The 18,719-nt window shown below is 62.7% G+C and carries 12 protein-coding genes and 1 pseudogene; 5 read left to right on the top strand and 8 right to left on the bottom strand.

The features are described 5' to 3' along the window. Positions 1-236: 236 nt before the first annotated feature. A complete protein-coding gene (locus tag HFO71_RS05830; RefSeq protein ID WP_221987659.1) occupies positions 237-7,379 on the top strand; it encodes an apolipoprotein A-IV repeat region-like domain-containing protein in 7,143 nt (2,380 codons plus the stop codon). 154 nt (positions 7,380-7,533) lie between these two features. Further along, the gene (locus HFO71_RS05825) at positions 7,534-8,094 is read left to right on the top strand and encodes a cysteine hydrolase family protein (protein ID WP_077978302.1); all 561 of its coding nucleotides are present in this window, start codon (positions 7,534-7,536) and stop codon (positions 8,092-8,094) included. Between the two features lie 54 nt (positions 8,095-8,148). Here HFO71_RS05825 and HFO71_RS05820 read toward each other — a convergent pair whose 3' ends face one another. After that, positions 8,149-8,898, bottom strand: coding sequence for an aminoacyl--tRNA ligase-related protein (locus tag HFO71_RS05820; RefSeq protein WP_221987657.1), 750 nt, complete (start codon positions 8,896-8,898; stop codon positions 8,149-8,151). A 371-nt stretch (positions 8,899-9,269) separates the two neighbouring features. On the opposite strand from HFO71_RS05820, the gene HFO71_RS05815 reads away from it, so the two are divergent. Beyond that, complete coding sequence (locus HFO71_RS05815) at positions 9,270-10,145, top strand: D-alanyl-D-alanine carboxypeptidase family protein (protein ID WP_077978304.1); 876 nt, start codon at positions 9,270-9,272, stop codon at positions 10,143-10,145. Positions 10,146-10,172: 27 nt separating this feature from the next. Here HFO71_RS05815 and HFO71_RS05810 read toward each other — a convergent pair. The 5 genes and pseudogenes from HFO71_RS05810 to HFO71_RS05790 all read right to left on the bottom strand — a co-directional run. Further along, a pseudogene (locus HFO71_RS05810) lies at positions 10,173-10,343 on the bottom strand (sensor domain-containing diguanylate cyclase); the annotation flags it as partial. 42 nt (positions 10,344-10,385) lie between these two features. Continuing rightward, positions 10,386-10,997 carry an ABC-type transport auxiliary lipoprotein family protein gene (locus HFO71_RS05805; RefSeq protein WP_077978305.1) on the bottom strand — a complete coding sequence of 204 codons (612 nt, stop codon included), beginning with the start codon at positions 10,995-10,997 and terminating at the stop codon, positions 10,386-10,388. A gap of 26 nt (positions 10,998-11,023) precedes the next feature. Then, positions 11,024-12,394 carry an MlaD family protein gene (locus HFO71_RS05800; RefSeq protein ID WP_077978306.1) on the bottom strand — a complete coding sequence of 457 codons (1,371 nt, stop codon included), beginning with the start codon at positions 12,392-12,394 and terminating at the stop codon, positions 11,024-11,026. A gap of 9 nt (positions 12,395-12,403) precedes the next feature. After that, a complete protein-coding gene (locus HFO71_RS05795; RefSeq protein ID WP_020050174.1) occupies positions 12,404-13,246 on the bottom strand; it encodes an ABC transporter ATP-binding protein in 843 nt (280 codons plus the stop codon). A 1-nt stretch (position 13,247) separates the two neighbouring features. Then, positions 13,248-14,417 (bottom strand): ABC transporter permease, encoded by a 1,170-nt coding sequence (locus HFO71_RS05790; RefSeq protein WP_170268547.1) that lies wholly within the window; start codon positions 14,415-14,417, stop codon positions 13,248-13,250. 102 nt (positions 14,418-14,519) lie between these two features. Here HFO71_RS05790 and dgcA point away from each other — a divergent pair, with 102 nt between their 5' ends. Further along, positions 14,520-15,503, top strand: coding sequence for an N-acetyl-D-Glu racemase DgcA (gene dgcA / locus HFO71_RS05785; protein ID WP_221987656.1), 984 nt, complete (start codon positions 14,520-14,522; stop codon positions 15,501-15,503). On the opposite strand, the gene HFO71_RS05780 is transcribed toward dgcA, so the two are convergent. Both HFO71_RS05780 and HFO71_RS05775 read right to left on the bottom strand, forming a co-directional pair. Beyond that, the gene (locus tag HFO71_RS05780) at positions 15,455-16,675 is read right to left on the bottom strand and encodes an MFS transporter (protein WP_221987653.1); all 1,221 of its coding nucleotides are present in this window, start codon (positions 16,673-16,675) and stop codon (positions 15,455-15,457) included. The two genes, dgcA and HFO71_RS05780, sit on opposite strands and share 49 nt — an antisense overlap. A gap of 164 nt (positions 16,676-16,839) precedes the next feature. Continuing rightward, positions 16,840-17,652: a UDP-2,3-diacylglucosamine diphosphatase gene (locus HFO71_RS05775; RefSeq protein WP_077978310.1), complete on the bottom strand. Its 813-nt coding sequence runs from the start codon at positions 17,650-17,652 to the stop codon at positions 16,840-16,842. Positions 17,653-17,915: 263 nt separating this feature from the next. Here HFO71_RS05775 and HFO71_RS05770 point away from each other — a divergent pair, with 263 nt between their 5' ends. Then, complete coding sequence (locus HFO71_RS05770; protein WP_221978333.1) at positions 17,916-18,665, top strand: histidine phosphatase family protein; 750 nt, start codon at positions 17,916-17,918, stop codon at positions 18,663-18,665. Positions 18,666-18,719: the final 54 nt, after the last annotated feature.

Genomic DNA, 18,719 nt, shown 5'->3' with positions numbered 1-18,719 from the left:
CAGATGTGTCACTACGATACTGGTGGAGCGGGTTTATGGTACGCGCCTTTGCCGAGCGAGTGGATAATGGTAGTGTTTTGATACCTTCCGTTTGAAAAAGCGGCTATCTACTCTGAAATGACATGCTTATCCGTCCTTCGTTGGGATGGAGGGCTGGAACGGCAAAGTTGTTCCCGGGTGAGGCGGAAGCCCAGGATGCGCTGTCGGACTGGCTGACAGTAACGAGGCATAACCGAATGGCGAACAACAAATATAATGAGTCAATTGAGGACAAGGCGTTCAAGGCATTGGACGAGGCGCTCCAGATCGACTTTAGCAAGGATAACGTACCGTCTCGCCGCGGCGACGCGCCCCAGGCCCCGGAGGCTAATGTGTCTGATCCAGTAAATGCGCGTAACCAGCAGGCCCAGGAAGAAGCGCAGCGCCGCAGCCGCCGCGGTGCCGCTGGCGAGCAGGCTTCCAGGGGTCCGGCTTTCGCGCCCGCCAACGATGCCAGCCGCAATACGCCCGCCTCTATTCTGAAATCCTTTGACGGCGCCTCCAGCCGCTCGGCGGTGCGTACCGCCACCCTGTTTTCCGTGCTTTGGGTCATGGCCGGCCTCGGCCTGATGTCGCTGCTTTATGCTCCGCAGATCTGGCAGATCCGTTCGCTCGCCGATCTAGTCGCCCTGCCTGGCGTCATCGCCGGCCTCGTCGGCATCATCATTCCCGTGATGATGTTCTATGCCTTCGCCATCATGATCTCCCGCGCCCAGGACATGCGCAACGCCGCCCGCTCCATGGCCGAGGTGGCGTTGCGCCTGGCAGAGCCGGAAACCATCGCCTCCGAGCGCATCATGACCGTCGGTCAGGCCGTGCGCCGTGAGGTCTCGGCCATGAATGAAGGCATCGAGCGCACCATCGCTCGCGCCTCCGAGCTCGAAACGCTCGTCCATTCCGAAGTCAACGCGCTTGAACGTTCTTATGCCGACAACGAGTTGCGTGTTCGCGGCCTCGTCCACGAACTCGGCTCCGAGCGCGAGGCGATCGTCAACCATGCCGACCGTATCCGCACCTCAATCGGCACCGTGCACGACCAGTTGAAGGAAGAGCTGTCGCTTGCGACCGAAGAGATCGCGGTGCGGCTTGCCACATCGGGCGAAGCCTTCGCCTCGTTGATCGACACACGCGCCGCGACGATCCTGGAAAAATCGGACAGCGCCCTGCAGTCGATGGGCAGCCTGCTCGCCGCCAAGACCGATACCCTGCTGCAGACACTGAACGCTTCGGGTTTCGCGCTGGCCACCGAATTCGACAACCGCCTCGAAGCCCTCTCCGTCAATCTCAACGATCATGGCGAAAGGCTGCTCAGCCAGTTCGAGACGCGCGCCTCGACCATGGATAGCAGCACCGAAAAGCTGAATGCGGCGCTGAACGAGCGTACGCACCAGCTCAACGAGATACTGATTGCGCGCACCCGCGAGATCAATGAGAGCCTGACGTCAGGCGAACGCACCATCGGCGGCACGCTCGACGACGTGCTGTCGAAGCTGAACAGCGCGCTCGACGAAAAGGGCGCAAGCTTCCGCCAGAGCCTGCAGACCACCGCCGATGACGCCGTCATGGATCTCGACGTGCGCTCCGGCTTCTTCGAGGAGCGGCTGCAGACGACCGTCGCCCAGCTGTCGACTGCCTTCGACGAACGCGTCTCCGAATTCACCAGCGCCTTCGACAAACGCACCGGTTCACTCGACACCAAGCTGATGGAGAGCCTCGCCCGTATCAACGAGACGCTGACCGGCGGCTCGGATTCGATCGACGGCATTCTGAGCTCCGGCATCGACCGGCTCGGTTCGTCGATATCAGACCAGTCGCTGGCGCTCGCCACCGCGCTCGCCACCGGCCACGAAGTGCTGGAAAGCACGCTCGGCAGCCGCGCGGACGAAATCACCAGCGCGCTCACCAGCCGCACCGGCGAGCTGACCTCTGCGCTGCAGAGCGCGACCTCGGAAATCGCGCTGGCGCTTGCGACCGGCACCTCCGAGCTGCAGAACAACCTTCAGACACGCTCGGCCGAATTCCGCGACACGCTGCGCACCACCACCACCGATCTGACGACTGCCGTCGCCGCTGGCACCGAGCAGGTGACCACTGCCTTCGGCGGTCGCGCCGAGGAATTGAGCAGCGTGCTTACCGCCCGTGCGGCCGAAATCAGCGAGGCGCTCGGCACGGCCCACGGCCGTATCGACAGCGTCATGGCAGAGCGCGGCGGCGCATTGATCGAGGCGCTGACCACCCATCACGGCCGCTTCGAGGAAGCGCTGACGACCCGCTCCGACGCCATCATCAATGCCGTCTCCGGCACCCATGACCGTCTTGCGGAGACGCTTGACGAAAAGGCGATGGCCCTTGCCATTTCCCTGAATGAAAGCCAGGCCCGCATCGAGGACACGCTCGAAACTCGGTCCGCTGCCCTGATGAACGCCGTCTCCGGCACCCATGACCGCCTTTCGGAAACACTCGACGAAAAGGCGATGGCGCTCGCCATTTCGCTCAACGAAAGTCAGAGCCGCATCGAGGATACGCTCGAGACCCGCTCCACCGCTTTCCTCAACGCCGTGTCGGGCACGCATGAGCGACTGTCGGAAACGCTGGATACGAAGGCGGCCGCCCTGACGGCTTCGCTCGACGAGCGCCATGCCCGCATCGAGGACGCGCTTGGAACGCGCGCCGAGGCACTGCTGAACACTGTATCCGGCACGCGCGACCGTCTTTCCGAGACGCTCGACGAAAAGGCGATGGCGCTCGCCATGTCCTTGAACGAGAGCCAGGCCCGTATCGAGGAGACACTTGAAACCCATTCCGCCGCTCTGCTGAACGCCGTCTCCGGCACCCATGATCGCCTCTCCGAGACGCTGGACGGCAAGGCGGCAGCTTTTGCCACCTCGCTGAGCGAAGGCCATGCCCGTATCGAGAATACGCTCGAAACCCGCTCCGCAGCCCTGCTGAACGCCGTCTCGGGCACCCATGATCGCCTCTCCGACACGCTGGACGAAAAGGCGATGGCACTCGCCATCTCGCTCAACGAAACCCAGACGCGTATCGAAGACACGCTGGAAACCCGCTCGGCGGCCCTGCTGAATGCGGTCTCCGGCACGCATGACCGTCTGTCCGAGACGCTGGACGAGAAGGCGATGACGCTCGCCATCTCGCTCAATGAGAGCCAGTCGCGGATCGAAGACACGCTGGAAACACGTTCCGAAGCCTTCCTCAAGGCTGTGTCCGGCACGCACGACCGTCTCTCGGAAACGCTCGACGAAAAGGCGACGGCGATCGCCGCCTCCCTGAACGAGGGTCAGAGCCGCCTGCAGGATACGCTGGAGAGCCGCTCGGAATCCTTCCTGAATGCAGTCTCCGCCACCCACGACCGCTTGTCCGAGACACTCGACGATCGGGCGATGGCGCTTGCCATCTCGCTGAACGAGAGCCAGAGCCGTCTGGAGGAAACGCTGACAACAGGCGCCGATGCGATCACCAATGCGGTTTCCGGCACGCATGTTGGCCTGAACGGTGTACTCGACCAGAAGGCTGCCGCCCTCGCCGCCTCGCTGAGCGAAGGCCAGACCCGCCTCGAGGAAGCCTTGGGCCACCGTACCGCCGCGATCATCGGCGCCGTGACGGCAACCCACGATCGGCTCACCGATACGCTCGACGAAAAGACCATGGCGCTCGCCATTTCGCTCGATGATAACCAGAGCCGCTTCGACAGCGTGCTCGAAGCCCGCAGCAACGCCATCATGGAGGCCGTCTCCGGTGCCGAGGCACGAGTCGCCGGTGCCTTCTCCGACAAGACCGATGCGATCCGCACCGCCTATACCGACAATCAGCAGCGGCTCGAAAATGCGCTTTCCGAGCATAGCGCTGCCCTCTCGGGCGTTCTCGATGCCGGCGGCGCCCGCTTCGAGGATCTCGTCGGCGGCTTGACCGGCCGCATCGAAGGCCGCCTGACCGATGCACATACGCGGCTCGGAGGCCTCGCCGACGAGGCCGCGGCGCGCATCGAGGGCGGACTCGCCTCTGCCCATGAGCGCATCCGCACGACGCTCGAAGACCGCGCCAACGCCATCGACCTATCGCTGAACCAGGCCCATGCGCTGATCAGCGATACGCTTGCCGAACAGGCGACCAGCATCGGCACCTCGGTGGCGACGAGTGTCGGCATGCTCGAATTGTCGCTGGAGCACCGTGAGGCCGCGATCCGCCAGGCGATCGATGCCGGCGCCCAGACATTGGAAGATCGCATGCATGCAGGCGCCGGCCAGATCGCCGGCCGCTTCCAGGAGGCGGCAAGTGCGATTTCGAGCTCCACCCAGGATTTGTCCACCCATCTCGATCGGTCGGTAGAAAGCCTGACGGGCCGTTTTGAAGAAACCGGAGCGCGTGTGGAAGCCGGTCTTGCGGCGATCGAGACCCGCATCCGCGACGGCGTCGGCGGCGTTGCCGAAAAGGTCGAAGCGGCCAGCGGCCAGCTGTCCGGCGTGCTTGCCGACGGCGTCTCTCGTCTCGGCGCGCTCAGCAACGACGCCACGCAGCGCATCTCGGCGACGCTCGAAGGCAGTGCCGCAAACCTCACTCAGGCGATCGACAGCCGCACCGCCAATCTGGCCGAGACGCTGGACAGCCGCACCACCAGCCTGACCGGCGCCATCGATGGCCGCACCGCGAGCCTCGCCGAAACGCTCGACCGCGGCAATGAACGCATCGAGGAACGCCTCTCTACGATGGACCGTGCGTTGACCGTCGGCCTCGAGGCCGTCAACCGCACCATCGAAGGCAAGGCCGCTGGTCTCGCCTCGACGCTGCGCAGCGCAGTTGCCGACGCGGCCCAGGGAATGGAAGGCGAAGCGACGAGAACCACCGAACTGCTTGGCAAGACCGGCCAGCAATTCGCCGAGGATCTCAATGTGAAAAGCGACGAATTCACCCGCACCATGGATGAGCGCTCGTCGCAGATCGTCACTCGCGTCGCCGAAGCTCAGAACCGGCTGGCAAGCCAGGCCGCTGCCGTCGCCCAGACTTTCTCGGAAGCCGGCAACGCCATCGTCAACAAGGTCGCCGAGGCCGAGACCATCGTTGGCACTCAAGTCAATGCCATCTCCAAGGTGCTGTCGGATGCCGGCCAGTCTCTGGAGTCACGCGGTAACGCCATCCGCTCGACACTGTCGGGCGCCGGCAGCGAGATTACGGCCACCATGGCGGACGTCGACCGCGCGCTCGAAGCTCGCAGCAGCGCCATTCGCACCAATCTCGAGGAGCGTGCCCGCGAGATCGATACGACGTTCTCCGACATCGACCGGGCGCTCGAAGCGCGCGGCAACTCGATCCGCTCCACGCTCGAAGAGCGTACCCGCGACCTTAACTCGATGCTATCAGGCCGTTCGGTCGAATTGACGCGCATCCTCGACGAAACGGCCCGTCCGATCATCGACCGGTACACCGATGCCGGCGAGCAGGCCGCCGCCCGCATCACCGCTGCGGCCAACCTCAGCGCCGATCGTCTGCGCGCCGAAAACGAAGCGCTCGCCAGCGCCGTTGCCGCCCGAACCGAGAATGTCGCCAATGCCGTCAGCGCGATCGAGAACAGCTTGGTCGGCAATGTCAACGGCCTCGTCGAGCGCATGTCGGAAAGCAGTGCGGCGATGGCGATGATGATGAACCGCGCCGCCGAGCAGCTGGCCAGCGTCGACGGCCGTCTCGGAGATACCACCACGCGCTTTGCCGACTCGGCCACCAAGGCCGCCGAAATGGTCTCCGCCTCGACCAGGCTTCTCGAAGGCAAGGTCGATCGCCTCTCCGACATCTCGGGCCAGACGTTGGCACAGGTCGGCGGCATCATCGGCCGCTTCGACGAACACTCCAAGGTTCTGACCCAGGCCTCGCAGCTTCTCGGCGCCGCCCAGTCCAACCTCGCCTCGACGCTCGAGGAGCGCGAGAGCGCTCTGCAGACGCTCTCGGTCGGCCTCGTCTCGCGCTCCGCGGAGATCGAAAAGACCATGCAAGGCCTCGGGAGCATGATCGAGACCGTGTTCGAACGGGCAGAGCAACGCTCCAGCCAGGTTACCGGCAATTTGCGCGAGGGCGTGCAATCCTCCTTCGCCGATATTGGCCGCATTCTCACCGAAACCGAGAAGCGCGCCCAGGAAGCGGCAGAGACGATGCGCGAGGCAATCGCCCGCGCCGGCGACGAGGCCAATACGACGATCGACGGCACCTTTGCCAATGTCGAGCGCCGTTCCGGCGATCTCTCCAATCGCATTCGCGGCGGTCTCACGGCCTCGCTGTCGGAAGTCGAGCGCATGCTCGGCGAAGCCGGCCGCGCCTCCGACGGCGCCGCCCAGCACCTGCGCGAAGCGCTACGCGAAGCGATCGATGATGCCGTCGGCCGCTTCTCCGGAGCCACAGAGGATATCCGCCGCTCCGCCGCCGACATCCGCAGCGAACTCGACGCCACCCGCGCCGAACTGAAGCGCGGCGCCTTCGATCTTCCCGAGGAAGCCAAGGAAAGCGCCTCGGCCATGCGCCGGGCCGTCGCCGAGCAGATCAAGGCGCTGCAGGATATCTCCCAGCTCGTCGGCCGCTCCAGCCAGCAGCTTGAAATCTCCGAGCCCGTCGCCCGCACGCTCGCTCAGGTGCAGCCGGCCCCGCGTCCCGCCCAGCCGGTCGCAGCCCAGCCGCCGCAGCCGGCAGCACCCCCGCCGATCGAAGCGACAGGTCTGCGCGGAACGATCGCACCGTCTGCGCCGGCCGCCGCCCCCCAGCGCGCCGCGCCGCCGCCTGCCCCCGCTCGCCAGGAAACAGGCCGCCCGGAAACAGGTCGCCCGGGAACAGATCGCCAAGAGCCGACTCGTCCGGAAAGCGGCGGCTGGATCAGCGATCTCCTGCGTGGCGCATCGCGTGAGGACGCCGCCGACGAGGCCGCGGCCGCCCGTGTTCCTGCCCGCCCGGCGGAAACTGCCGCACCGGCCGCGCGCAGCAATGACAGCCGTAATCCACGCCACGTCGTCGAATCACTGAACTCGCTCTCGGTCGATATCGCCCGCGCCATCGACCATGACGCCTCGGTCGATCTCTGGCGCCGCTATCAGCGCGGCGAGCGCGACGTCTTCACCCGCCGCCTCTACACGCTGAAGGGCCAGCAGACCTTCGACGAGATCAAGCGCAAATATGACCGCGAACCGGAGTTCCGCACCGCCGTCGACCGCTACATCGGTGATTTCGAAAAGCTGCTCGCTGACGTCGCTCGCACCGACCCGAACCGGACGGTAACGCAGTCCTACCTTACCTCGGATACGGGCAAGGTCTACACCATGCTCGCTCATGCCGCAGGCAGGCTCGGCTGATCCTGACTGGTACCCGCGATTGGAAAGCCGCCTGAACACGTGTCAGGCGGCTTTCGTTCTATAATGCGGGTGTGATTAGGCCTCTCTGCGGAGAAACGAACCAGGTATTCCCAAACGAAACCATCCGCCGTCCAGCTACGGAAACCTCCCAGAAATGACCAAGGCCCTTCTGATCATCGACGTGCAGAATGCGATCCTTAGCGACAAAGCCTCGCCGGAGCGACAACCTCATATTGATGCCGCACTTGATGAGACCATCGCGCGGCTGGCAGCACTACAGGAAAAAGCTCGGCAGGCGGGCGCGCCGATCGTACTCGTTCAGCATGACGGCGATAGCGGCCATCGATTGGCTGTCGGCACGCCAGGTTGGGCGCTGCGCGACGAGGTCGCGCCGAGGCAGGCCGAGGTCGTTGTGCGCAAGAAAAGCGCCGACTCCTTCTTCGAGACCGACCTTGCCGAACGCCTGGACGAACGATCGGTCACCCACCTCGTCATCGGTGGATGCATGTCGCAATTTTGCGTCGACACGACAGTCAGGCGTGCCGTGTCGCTGGGATATGACGTGACGTTGATTGCCGATGGTCACACGACCGGTGACACGGCGACCTTGACCTTTTCCGAGATCATTGCCCATCACAACGAAACACTCGATGGTTTCGATGCGGGCAAGGCGACGGTAGAAATCCGTCCCGCCGCTGAGATAGCCTTTTCATAAATTTTCGGGCTGCAGGAGAACCGGGACTGCTTGGCAGCCCCGGCTTCCGATATCTCATCGATCGGCCGCTATGTTCCAGTTGTAGAGGCACCGATCGAGACCGATGGCGATCTCAAGCACCAGCACGTCATGGTCGACCGCCGCTCCCTTTTTGGGCTGCGACTGGTAGCGCTGCGGAAAGTCCGTGCGTCGGGAGATCGAGCAGACCTCCATCCACTTGTCGGCATTGTCGACCTCGATATCGACAGTCACCTCGGAATAGGCCGGAAGCCGGTCGGAGGGTACGATCCGCGTCGGCAGATGGATCAGCGATGCGATCATCCGGCGGACCGGCTCAAGGCAGGCGGCGTGATAGTCGTTGCCGCTGTCGGCCGTGAAGGCGCATTGAAATTCGAGCTGCCAGAATTCCTTCAGCCGCATGTGTTTGCTCGGCTGTTCCTGCTCGCGGCGATAGGATCTGCCGGCCTGCCAGACGCAGAGCGGCAGCCGTGTCTTCGAGTGATTGCCGAGAATATGCTGCATGTAGACGTAGGTCGACGGCGTGGTCTCCGGTCTCAGCACCAGCGCGATATCGCTGGTGGAGAGCTGTTCCTGGATCCAGATATCGGCGTTCGAATAGGCACTTGAAACCAGCGACCGCGGCATCAGCGCCGGCGCCTCGACCCTCCTGACATCCCAGGCCGGATTGACGGATCTGAGGAAGCTGCGGACCTCTTGCGAGAAGAAGCCGATCATATGATCGCGCAAATGGATCTCGCGCTCCTCCCAATGGACGAGCGAATTGACATCATAAATATTGAGCACGGTGCCTGTCTCCCTGGCAACCTTGATTGACGTGGTGAGGGGCTTTACGTCCAGCAGCGCGCCGGGCGCCTAGCGCCCTGACGTCACAGCAGGACGCGAAGACCTCGTCCGCCAAGAGCGCGCACAATCGCGACCTGCGGGCAGGTGCTGATATGACGGGAGAAGGTCACGCGCTTCATGCTCATGGTGCATTTTCTACGTGCCGTACGCATCATTGTCAAAACCGAAGAGGGTGAGACAAAAGGAATGAGCTGTGGAAGATCCTTTTTTATTGCCCGCTGTCCTTCATTCCGTCACAAACTTTTCTGATCCGCTCATATTCAAACAGAACGGCTCACTCCGCCATCCAAACGACAGAGACAGCAACATTGATGACCAAGACGACATCCCGGCTCCTCGCTACCGCGCTCTCTTCCTTTTTCCTGATGGGCGCTTTCACTCAGGTTCAGGCAGGCCAGGCAAGCTTCGTCGTGGATGCCCAGTCCGGCCAGGTCCTCGAAGGTTCCAATCAGGACGATCTGAACTATCCGGCGTCGCTGACCAAGATGATGACGCTCTACCTCGCCTTCGAGGCCCTGCATGACGGACGCCTCAACTGGGACCAGAAGCTCACCATGTCGGAAAATGCCGAGAGCAAGGAGCCTTTCAAGCTCGCTGTCGGCGCCGGCCGCAAGGTGACGCTGCGCGAAGCGGTCGAAGGAATCGTCGTGCTCTCCGCCAATGATGCGGCTGTGGCGATTGCCGAACAGCTCGGTGGCACCGAACAGGCCTTCGCCAAGACGATGACCGACAAGGCGCGCCAGCTCGGTATGAAGGATACGGTCTTCAAGAACCCGTCGGGCCTTCCCGATCCGGAGCAGGTCACCACGGCGCGGGACATGGCGACGCTCGGCGTTTCGCTGATGCGGGACTTCCCTGAGGAGTTCAAGCTCTTCTCCATGCGCGGCTTCCAGTTCCGCGGCATGAAGCTGCGCGGCCACAACAACCTCATGTATCGCTATGATGGCGTCGACGGCATCAAGACAGGCTACACCGATGCATCGGGCTACAACGTCGTGACCTCGGCCCTGAAGGATGGCCGCCGCGTGGTCGGCGTCGTCATGGGCGAAAAGACCGCGAGCATACGCGACGATAAGATGGCAAGCCTGCTGGACAGCACCCTGTCGCCGTCATCAAACGCCACAGCTTCCACCATACCGGGTAATCAGCCGGGAGCGACGATGACGGATTCGCAACCGACGAAGTAGATCGATGAGCGGAGACCTGCCGACAGGTTACCTGAAAGCCACTTCCAGATGCTGCCGGTCTTGCGCGATCACCCTGCAATTCGTTTCGAATCCTTCGCCTCTGATAGGCAGAATGAATTCCGAAGGAATGCCTGATGTATTCGAGACTGAAATGCCGGCGCTCTCCGAGCCGATGGCTTTGACGGTGCAGTCGATCGTCAAAGCAAGGCGCGGATCGAGGCGCCGTCGTGCAAACGCCGGTCAGATCAAGGGTAGCGTCCAGCTGACGATCTCGGAGGCTACCGCGGAGAAGGCGCGGTCGAGGCCCTTGACGAAACCTTCATTGTCACCGCCGGCCGGCGCCATGGCGCGGAACACCTTCTGGGCGCGCACCGAGCCGTTGCGGTCGTTGAGGATCTTGGCGGAAATTTCGACCACCGCCTGATTGCCGTTCGAAGCATCTATTTCGAAGGAGCGGATATCGGTGACGACCTGATAGTCGATCGCCAGCCCCTGCCCCGGCATGCCGACGCCGCCGAGCTTGCCGGAGTTCTCAAAGGCTTCCACCAGCTTCGACTGCACTATGCGCGGCAGCTTGTCGCCCCACTGCGCCTTTGAGAGATACTGGATTTCCGACGGCGAAACACGGATCACGATCTGCTCGCTGTCGAGCGACCTTAGCGCCGTGGGGCTGGCAATCAGGATCTGGCGGGATTTTGCCGCGGGTCCGCTGCCGTCGACGGCAGCGGAAAGATCATAAGTATCGTTCTTGGCCGCGGTGCCGCACCCGGAAAGGATCAGCGCCGTCAGCGGCAGCGCGATCACCGTTCCCCTGATCCAAGAACGGCGCGACAACAGATGCGATGCGACCATATTAGGCTACCCCTGACTTCCCAAGTTTAACGCCGCGTCCGGCCGTCATATTGCTTGACCGTGTCCCCGCCGAAGATCAGGCGTTGCGGATTGCGGTCGAAGTTGCTGATCGTATCGTTCAGATTGCCCACTGTTCCGCGCATGTCATTGATCAGAGTCTGCACGTCGCGCAAGCCACCGCTCGAGAATTTCTGCAGATTGTCGGCGATCGGCCCGATCCGCGAATTCAGGTTGTCGGCCACCTTCTTGAAGGATTCCAGCGTATTGCGCGCCTCGGCAAACAGTGATTGCGTATTGTCGGTTCCGAGCAGCGCATCGACCTTGATGAGGATGCCGTCGATTCGGGTCGACGCCGAATTCAGCTTGTTGGCAAGCTGAGAGACGTCCTGGATCGTCTGGTCGATGTCCTTCTGGCGCAGCGAAACGGTGTTGGCGACATCACGGATCGAGGCGACGGCCGTACGCGCATCCTTGGTTGCCTGCGCGATGTCGTCGACAGAGCCCTTCACCTTCGCAGGATCGATCTGGGCAACGAGCGTATCGACGCGATCGAGCGTCGCCTGCGCCTGCTTGCCGAAATCGTTGAAGGTGGTGGCCGTCTGGTCGAACTTCTGGATCGCCCCTTTGAGGTCGCCTGAGGCATCGGCGACATTGGCGGTGATCTTCTCGGCATTGGAGACGATGTTGTCGATCTTCTGCGCATCGACCGCCTTGACCAGCGATTCGACGGCCTGAAGCGTCGAATCGACACGGCCGGACACGGCCTTCACCGTATTGGAGAGCTCACCCACACTCTGCAGGAAGGCGTCGATATTGCCGGAATTCTTCGCAAGCGCATCCGAGAACGTCTCGGCATTCTTGAAAGTCTCGGTCAGCGGCCCGCGCGAATCTTCGATGAAACCCTGAAGTTCACCGACCGCGTCGTTGGCCCGATCGAGGATCTTGTCGGCCGTCGCCAGAAGATTGGTGACGCTCGACTGGTCGGCGACGATGACGGCGCGTTTGTTATTGTCGATCGCATGCTGGAGGATGCTTTCCTCGCCCTTGCGGCCGCCCGAGAGTTCGATATAGGCAGCCCCGGTCAAACCCTGGATTTCAAGGGCTGCCTTGGTGGAGGGGTAGATCGGCGCATCGGTACGGACCTGGGTGAAGGCCAGCGAATATTGCGGATCGTCGGCATCGATCGACAGCGTCTGCACCGAGCCGATCTGGATGCCGTTGAAGCGCACCGGCGAACCGACGCTGAGGCCGTTGGCCGAGCCCGGAATACGAACGATCAACTCCGTCATCGGGCCGCCTCGGCCATATTCGGCCATCCAGTAGACGAAGCCGAAGGCCGCCGCGATCACCAGCACCGTGAAAAAACCGACAATCGTGTAATTGGCTTTGGTTTCCATCTTATCCGGTCACTTCCCGCTGCTGCCGTGCCGCGCGCCATCGTCCTGCGGCACGATCGACCGCGCCCGTTTGCCCTTGAAATAGGCCTGCACCCACGGATCGTCATAGGCCAGCATATCGTCGATCGTGCCTTCCACCATTACCCGCTTCTTTCCGAGCACGGCAATACGGTCGCAGACCGAAAACAGGCTGTCGAGGTCGTGCGTGACCATATACACGGTCAGTCCCAGACTATCGCGCAGGTTGGCGATCAGTTCGTCGAATTCAGCCGCGCCGATCGGGTCGAGACCCGAAGTCGGTTCGTCCAGGAAGACGAGCTCCGGATCGAGCGCCAGCGCGCGGGCAAGGGCGGCACGCTTGATCATGCCGCCTGACAGTTCGGACGGGTATTTGTCGGCGGCGTCGGCCGCAAGCCCGACCATGCGGATCTTCAGATGCGCCAGTTCGTCCATCAGCGAGCGCGGCAGGTCGAGATATTCGCGCATCGGCACCTGGATGTTCTCCTTGACCGTCAGCGACGAGAACAGTGCTCCCTGCTGGAACAGCACGCCGAGCCGCATGTCGAGCGCGTTGCGCTGCGGCTCGTCGAGCTCGTCGAAATCCTGGCCGAGGATCTTGATCGTGCCGGAGCGGCGCGGCAGCAGCCTGAGCACGGTGCGCATCAACACCGATTTGCCGGTGCCAGACGCGCCGACGAAACCGAGGATCTCGCCGCGGTAGATATTGAGGTTCAGATTGTCGAGCACGACCTTGGAGCCGAAGCCGACGGTGACGTCGCGCGCCGACAGCACAATGTCCCTTTCGTCCTTGTCTTCCGTATCGATCGGTTTCTCGTCCACGCGGTCCGCCATGCTAAAAGTCGATCGCTGCATAGAACATCGCAAAAAGCCCGTCCATCAGGATGACGACGAAAATCGCCTTGACCACCGCGGCCGTCACGTGCTGGCCGAGCGACTCCGCGCTGCCGCCGACCTTCAGCCCCTCGACAGCGGCAACGATGCCGATGACCAGCGCCATGAACGGCGCCTTGATCATGCCTGAGAGCACCGTCGACAGTGTCACCGCCTCGTGCAGGCGCGACAGGAAATTGGCGAAGGTGATGCCGGAATAGCCCCAGGCGACAGCGGCAGCCCCGCCCAGCGAAGCGAAATTCGCCAGCACCGTCAAAAGCGGCAGCGCAATCGTCAACGCCACCAGCCGCGGGAAGATCAGCACGCCGATCGGGTTCAGCCCCATCACCTTCAGCGCGTCGATCTCCTCGCGCATCTTCATCGAACCGATTTCGGCGGTGATGGCACTGCCCGAACGGCCGGCGATCATGATCGAGGTCAGAAGCACGCCGATTTCGCGCAATTGCAGGATGCCGACGAGATCGACGACGAAAACCTCAGCGCCGAAATAGCGCAGCTGAAAGGCGCCCTGCTGGGCGATGATCGCCCCGATCAGAAACGACATCAACAGAATGATCGGAACGGCGCGAACGCCCATATGGTCGATCTGGTTGACGATGGACGCCGGCGAAACGCCACTGCCGCGGCCGAACTTCATCTGCGCGCCGCGCACCGCCGAGCCGAGGATATACATGGCGGCAGCGAAATTGTCCCAGACCTCATAGGTCATTTTGCCGATCGGCGCGAGGATGCGCGCGGCAAGCGAGACTTTCTCCGTCTGCTCCGGCTCGGGCTTGGCCGGCTCCTCGGAAAACATCTCCAGCATTTCGTCGATATGCGGGTTGGTGCCTTCGAAGCGAACCGCCCGCCCGCCCGCCTCTTCCTGTTTCTTCAGCCGGCACAGCAGCCAGATGCCGGCTGTGTCGATCTCCGATATGTCCGAGAGGTCTACCGTCAGGTCGCCGGTCTTCTTCTGCAGGAGCTTTTCGAAATCGCGCAGCACCAGATGGATGTAGGCGCTGCGCCAATTTCCCTGAAGACGCACACGCTGTCCCGAGCCATCAGCCTGGTCGTTCACATCAAGTGAGGCGGCGTTGCGATTCTCGGCGTTCAAGATACTTGTGTCTTTCAAGGCTTACAGCGACATTGCCGAATCGCGAAGCAGATCGTTCGTCGCCCGGCGCGTCAATATACAGAAGCACCGTGCAATTTCCATGCTCGCAGGAGAGCAATAATGCCGCGTACCCTCGATATCCAGATGAATTCCTTTCCGATTGCCGGGACCTTCACCATCTCGCGCGGGGCAAAGACCGAAGCCGAGGTCATCACCTGCACGCTTGTCGAAGAGGGTGCGCAGGGGCTTGGCGAATGCGTGCCTTATCGCCGTTATGGCGAGACCATGCAGAGCGTTTTCGCCCAGATCGAAGCGGCGCGACCGTTGATCGAGGCCGGCATCTCGCGCCGCGACCTGCTGTCGGCCATGCCGCCGGGTGCGGCCCGCAACGCCGTCGATTGCGCCCTCTGGGATCTTGAGGCGAAGCGGACGGGAGACAGCGTCGCCGCCCGCCTCGGCCTTTCCGCTCCGCAGCCGCTCACCACCGCCATCACCATCTCGCTCGGTGAGCCGGAGGTGATGGCCGCCCGGGCGCGCGAGCATGCCGGCCGTGCCCTGCTGAAGGTCAAGGTCGGCACTGGCGACGATGAAAGCCGCATCCGCGCCGTCCGCGCCGCCGCGCCCGATGCCGAAATCATCCTCGACGCCAATGAAGGCTGGCCCGAAGCGGAGTTGGAGCGTCATCTCCATATCGCCGCAGAAGCAGGCATCGCCCTCGTCGAGCAGCCGCTGCCGGCCGGCCGCGATGGGCTGCTCGCCGAAATCCGCCGCCCGCTCCTCGTCTGCGCCGATGAGAGTGTCCACCACACCGGCGATCTCGCAAGCCTTGCCGACCGCTACGACGCGATCAACATCAAGCTCGACAAGACCGGCGGCCTGACGGAGGCGCTGTCGATGAAGGCCGAGGCTGAACGGATTGGATTCAGCATCATGATCGGCTGCATGGTCGGCACCTCGCTTGCCATGGCGCCCGCCGTTCTGCTCGCCCAGAATGCCGATTTCGTCGATCTCGATGGCCCGCTATTACTTGCCCGCGACCGCGAACCCGGCCTGCGCTACGCAGCCTCCCTGGTCTTTCCGCCCGAAAGCACCCTCTGGGGCTGAAGGTAATAGGCTGAGATGACGAGGCCGAGGCCGACGAACGCCACCACGGCCATGACGTAATAGCTGACGACGCCGAGCCAGGCGTAGAGATAACCCGACGCCAGGGTCATCAGCGCCATCGCCATGCCGACATAGAAGAAATAGGCGCCCTGCGCCGAGGATTCCTGCGTCTCCTGCACCGTCGCCACGATCCGCCGCTGCACGCCGGTATGCACGAAGGCGTAGGTGAAGCCGTGGAAACATTGCAGCAGGAAGAAACCGGCAAAGCCCGTATTCATCGGAAACAGGATCCAGCGGCAGACGCTGATGGCGCAGCCGAAGCGGATCAGCGTCCAGGCGTCGAAGCGACGGCTGAGGCGCTTCGACAGGAAGAACACCGTCACTTCCGAAGCGACGCCGGCGCTCCAGAGCAGGCCGACCTCGGTACCGGAAAAACCGAGGTGATGCCAGTAGATCGAGGAGAAGGCGTTGAGCACCGCATGGCTCGATTGCTGGATGGCGACGCCGATCAAGAGCAGCAGCAGATGCGGCTCCCGCAGGCCGCTGCCGGTGGCGGCCGGAAGATCGATCGGCTGGCCTCGCCGCCGCGTCGGCCCGATGCGCGGGCAGAAGATCGCCATGACCACGGTCATGATGAAGCCGAACATCATGATCGGCAGCACCATCCCCCCGCCCCACCGGTTGATGAGTTGGCCACCAATCAGCGTCGAAACGATGAAAGCAATCGAACCCCAGACCCGCATCGATCCGTAATCGAGACCCCAGCGGCGAACGCCAGATATGACGATCGATTCGACGACCGGCACATAGGGCGCGAAGGTGGCGCCCTGCAGCGTAAAGACGATGAAGACAGGCCAGAAAGTCGTCGTCCAGTAGAGTGCTACTGCCGTCAGCAGCGACAGGCTGCCTGACCAGAGCAGTACGTCGGCGCGCTCCTTCATCCGGTCGGCGATCATGGCGACAACAGGCGCCACCAACACGCGCACCACCATCGGAACGGCCAGGATCACACCGATTTCGTGGTCGCTGAAGCTGTGGCCCGCAAGCCAGACGGGGAAGAACGGCAGGACGATGCCGTTGACGAGCAGCGGCGCGCAATAGGAAAGCGCACTGAGCAGCCGGAAGCGCGGCGGCGCTCCCTCACCCGTCGGGGAATTTTGAGCGGGAATCATGGGTGGACCTGAAGGAAACTCGTCGTTGTCCTAACACACCACCCTGGAGGCGACTATTGCGAGAAGTAGCCGTCCTGAAACGTTTTAGAAAATAAATAGGGCCTGTCGCCTGACGGTAACGGCTAAATTCGATGGAGCCAGGCGCGGATGCGCCGGCGCCAAAATCAGGCGGCTTGCGGGGCCAGTTCGCCCTCGTCATGCATTTCGATAGCGGCAAGTGCCGGCACACTGCTGGCGAGCGCCCGCCAGGTGATCAGTTCGAAGGTGCCATCCTCGTGCTCGGCGACTGCCGTGCAGCTTTCCACCCAATCGCCGGTGTTGATGTAGCGGATGCCGTCCATATCCTGGATGATGGCATGATGGATATGTCCGCAGATCACGCCATCGGCGCCATGCTTGCGGGCTTCCTCGGCCACGACGCGCTCGAATTCGCCGATGAAGTTGACGGCATGCTTGACCTGGAGCTTCGCCCAGGCCGAGAACGACCAGTAGGGCATGCCGAGCCGGCGGCGCACTGCCGCAAGGATGATATTGATGCGGATCGCAGTGTCATAGGCCCAGTCGCCGAGATAGGCGAGCAGTCGCGCATTGCGGACGACAACGTCGAACTCGTCACCATGCAGGATCAGGTATTTCTTGCCGTCGGCGCCGTCATGCATCATGCGCTCGACGACCTCGATGCCGCCGAAATGCATGCCCGGGAAGGCGCGCAGGAATTCGTCGTGATTGCCGGGAATATAGACGACGCGCGTGCCCTTGCGCGCCTTGCGCAACAGCTTCTGGACGACGTCGTTGCAGACCTGCGGCCAGTACCAGCTGCGCTTCAGGCGCCAGCCGTCGACGATGTCGCCGACGAGCACGATCGTATCGGCCTCGTGGTGACGCAGGAAATCCAAGAGGAAGTCGGCCTTCGCGGCCTTCGAGCCGAGATGGACATCGGAAATGAAGAGCGTGCGGAAATGTCTGGGTTCCATCATGTCTTTCACGAGCTACCGCTCATGTCCCATCTTTCATCTAGCCTTCCAAAACCAGACTCGTGTTTCAGGAAGATGACAAGGTGTGGAAAAGCCCTGCAAACCCGATCATCCCGCGCTGGCAGAATGCCTGTCGCCGCGCTGGCAGAATGCCTGTCGCCGCGCGGCCGCATGGCCGTCGCTGCCAGGCCTGCCGGCCATGTTGCCCTGCGCATTCAGGACGTTCATGATGGCGGCGATTCATATCCGACAATGCGGGATGGCTGATGCGTCTTTTTCTCGTTCGCCATGGCGAATCCCTCGGCAATATCAACGAACAGGCCTACCGCCAATTCGGCGATCACAATGTGCCGCTGACGCGGTGGGGCCATCGGCAGGCTCTCGAAGCAGGCAGCGTGATCGCCTCCTATCTCAAGGCATTGCCGAGCGCGCGTTTCGGCAAGCTGCATATCTGGTACTCGCCCTTTCTCAGGACCCGGCAGAGCAAGGATGCGCTGCTCGAAGCCCTGCCGGAAAGCTTCGTCGGCGATATCAGGGAGGATTATCTGCTGCGCGAGCAGGATTTCGGTCTCTTCACCGAAATCTACGACCACGCCGAACAGAAGCAGAAGTTTCCCGAGGAGTTCGAAAAATGGGCAAGGCTGCGCAGCAACAGCGGCAAGTTCTACGCACGGCCGCCGGATGGCGAAAGCCGGGCGGATGTGGCGCAGCGGGTGCGCCTATTCCTCCAGACCGTCATGCACGACGCCGAAAATAGCGACCACAACCTCGTGATCGTCGGTCATGGCGTCACCAATCGGGCGGTCGAAATGAACTTCCTGCACCGCCCTGTCGAGTGGTTCGAGCGCTCCGACAATCCTGGAAACGCCGATATCACCCTGATCGAGGGGACGCGCTCGCAAGGATACGAGTCAATCCTGCTGCACCAGGCTGCCGACCGGCAGCCGGGACAGGAAGGCGAACTGCGCGATGCCTATGGCGCCGACGTGACGATCACGCCGAAGCCGACTGCATAATTCCTGAAATCGGGCCGGCGCAAAGGTGCGGCGGGTTGCGCAAGGCAACCCGCC

The organism is Rhizobium laguerreae (assembly GCF_019778565.1).
GTDB lineage: Bacteria > Pseudomonadota > Alphaproteobacteria > Rhizobiales > Rhizobiaceae > Rhizobium > Rhizobium laguerreae.
This window is presented reverse-complemented; position numbering and strand designations above follow the sequence as displayed.

Excerpts from the sequence above, each read along its gene's own strand:
- HFO71_RS05830 (WP_221987659.1), top strand. The coding sequence starts at position 237 with ATGGCGAACAACAAATATAATGAGTCAATTGAGGACAAGGCGTTCAAG.
- HFO71_RS05825 (WP_077978302.1), top strand. The coding sequence starts at position 7,534 with ATGACCAAGGCCCTTCTGATCATCGACGTGCAGAATGCGATCCTTAGC.
- HFO71_RS05815 (WP_077978304.1), top strand. The coding sequence starts at position 9,270 with ATGACCAAGACGACATCCCGGCTCCTCGCTACCGCGCTCTCTTCCTTT.
- HFO71_RS05805 (WP_077978305.1), bottom strand. The coding sequence starts at position 10,997 with ATGGTCGCATCGCATCTGTTGTCGCGCCGTTCTTGGATCAGGGGAACG.
- HFO71_RS05800 (WP_077978306.1), bottom strand. The coding sequence starts at position 12,394 with ATGGAAACCAAAGCCAATTACACGATTGTCGGTTTTTTCACGGTGCTG.
- HFO71_RS05795 (WP_020050174.1), bottom strand. The coding sequence starts at position 13,246 with ATGGCGGACCGCGTGGACGAGAAACCGATCGATACGGAAGACAAGGAC.
- dgcA (WP_221987656.1), top strand. The coding sequence starts at position 14,520 with ATGCCGCGTACCCTCGATATCCAGATGAATTCCTTTCCGATTGCCGGG.
- HFO71_RS05780 (WP_221987653.1), bottom strand. The coding sequence starts at position 16,675 with ATGATTCCCGCTCAAAATTCCCCGACGGGTGAGGGAGCGCCGCCGCGC.
- HFO71_RS05775 (WP_077978310.1), bottom strand. The coding sequence starts at position 17,652 with ATGATGGAACCCAGACATTTCCGCACGCTCTTCATTTCCGATGTCCAT.
- HFO71_RS05770 (WP_221978333.1), top strand. The coding sequence starts at position 17,916 with ATGCGTCTTTTTCTCGTTCGCCATGGCGAATCCCTCGGCAATATCAAC.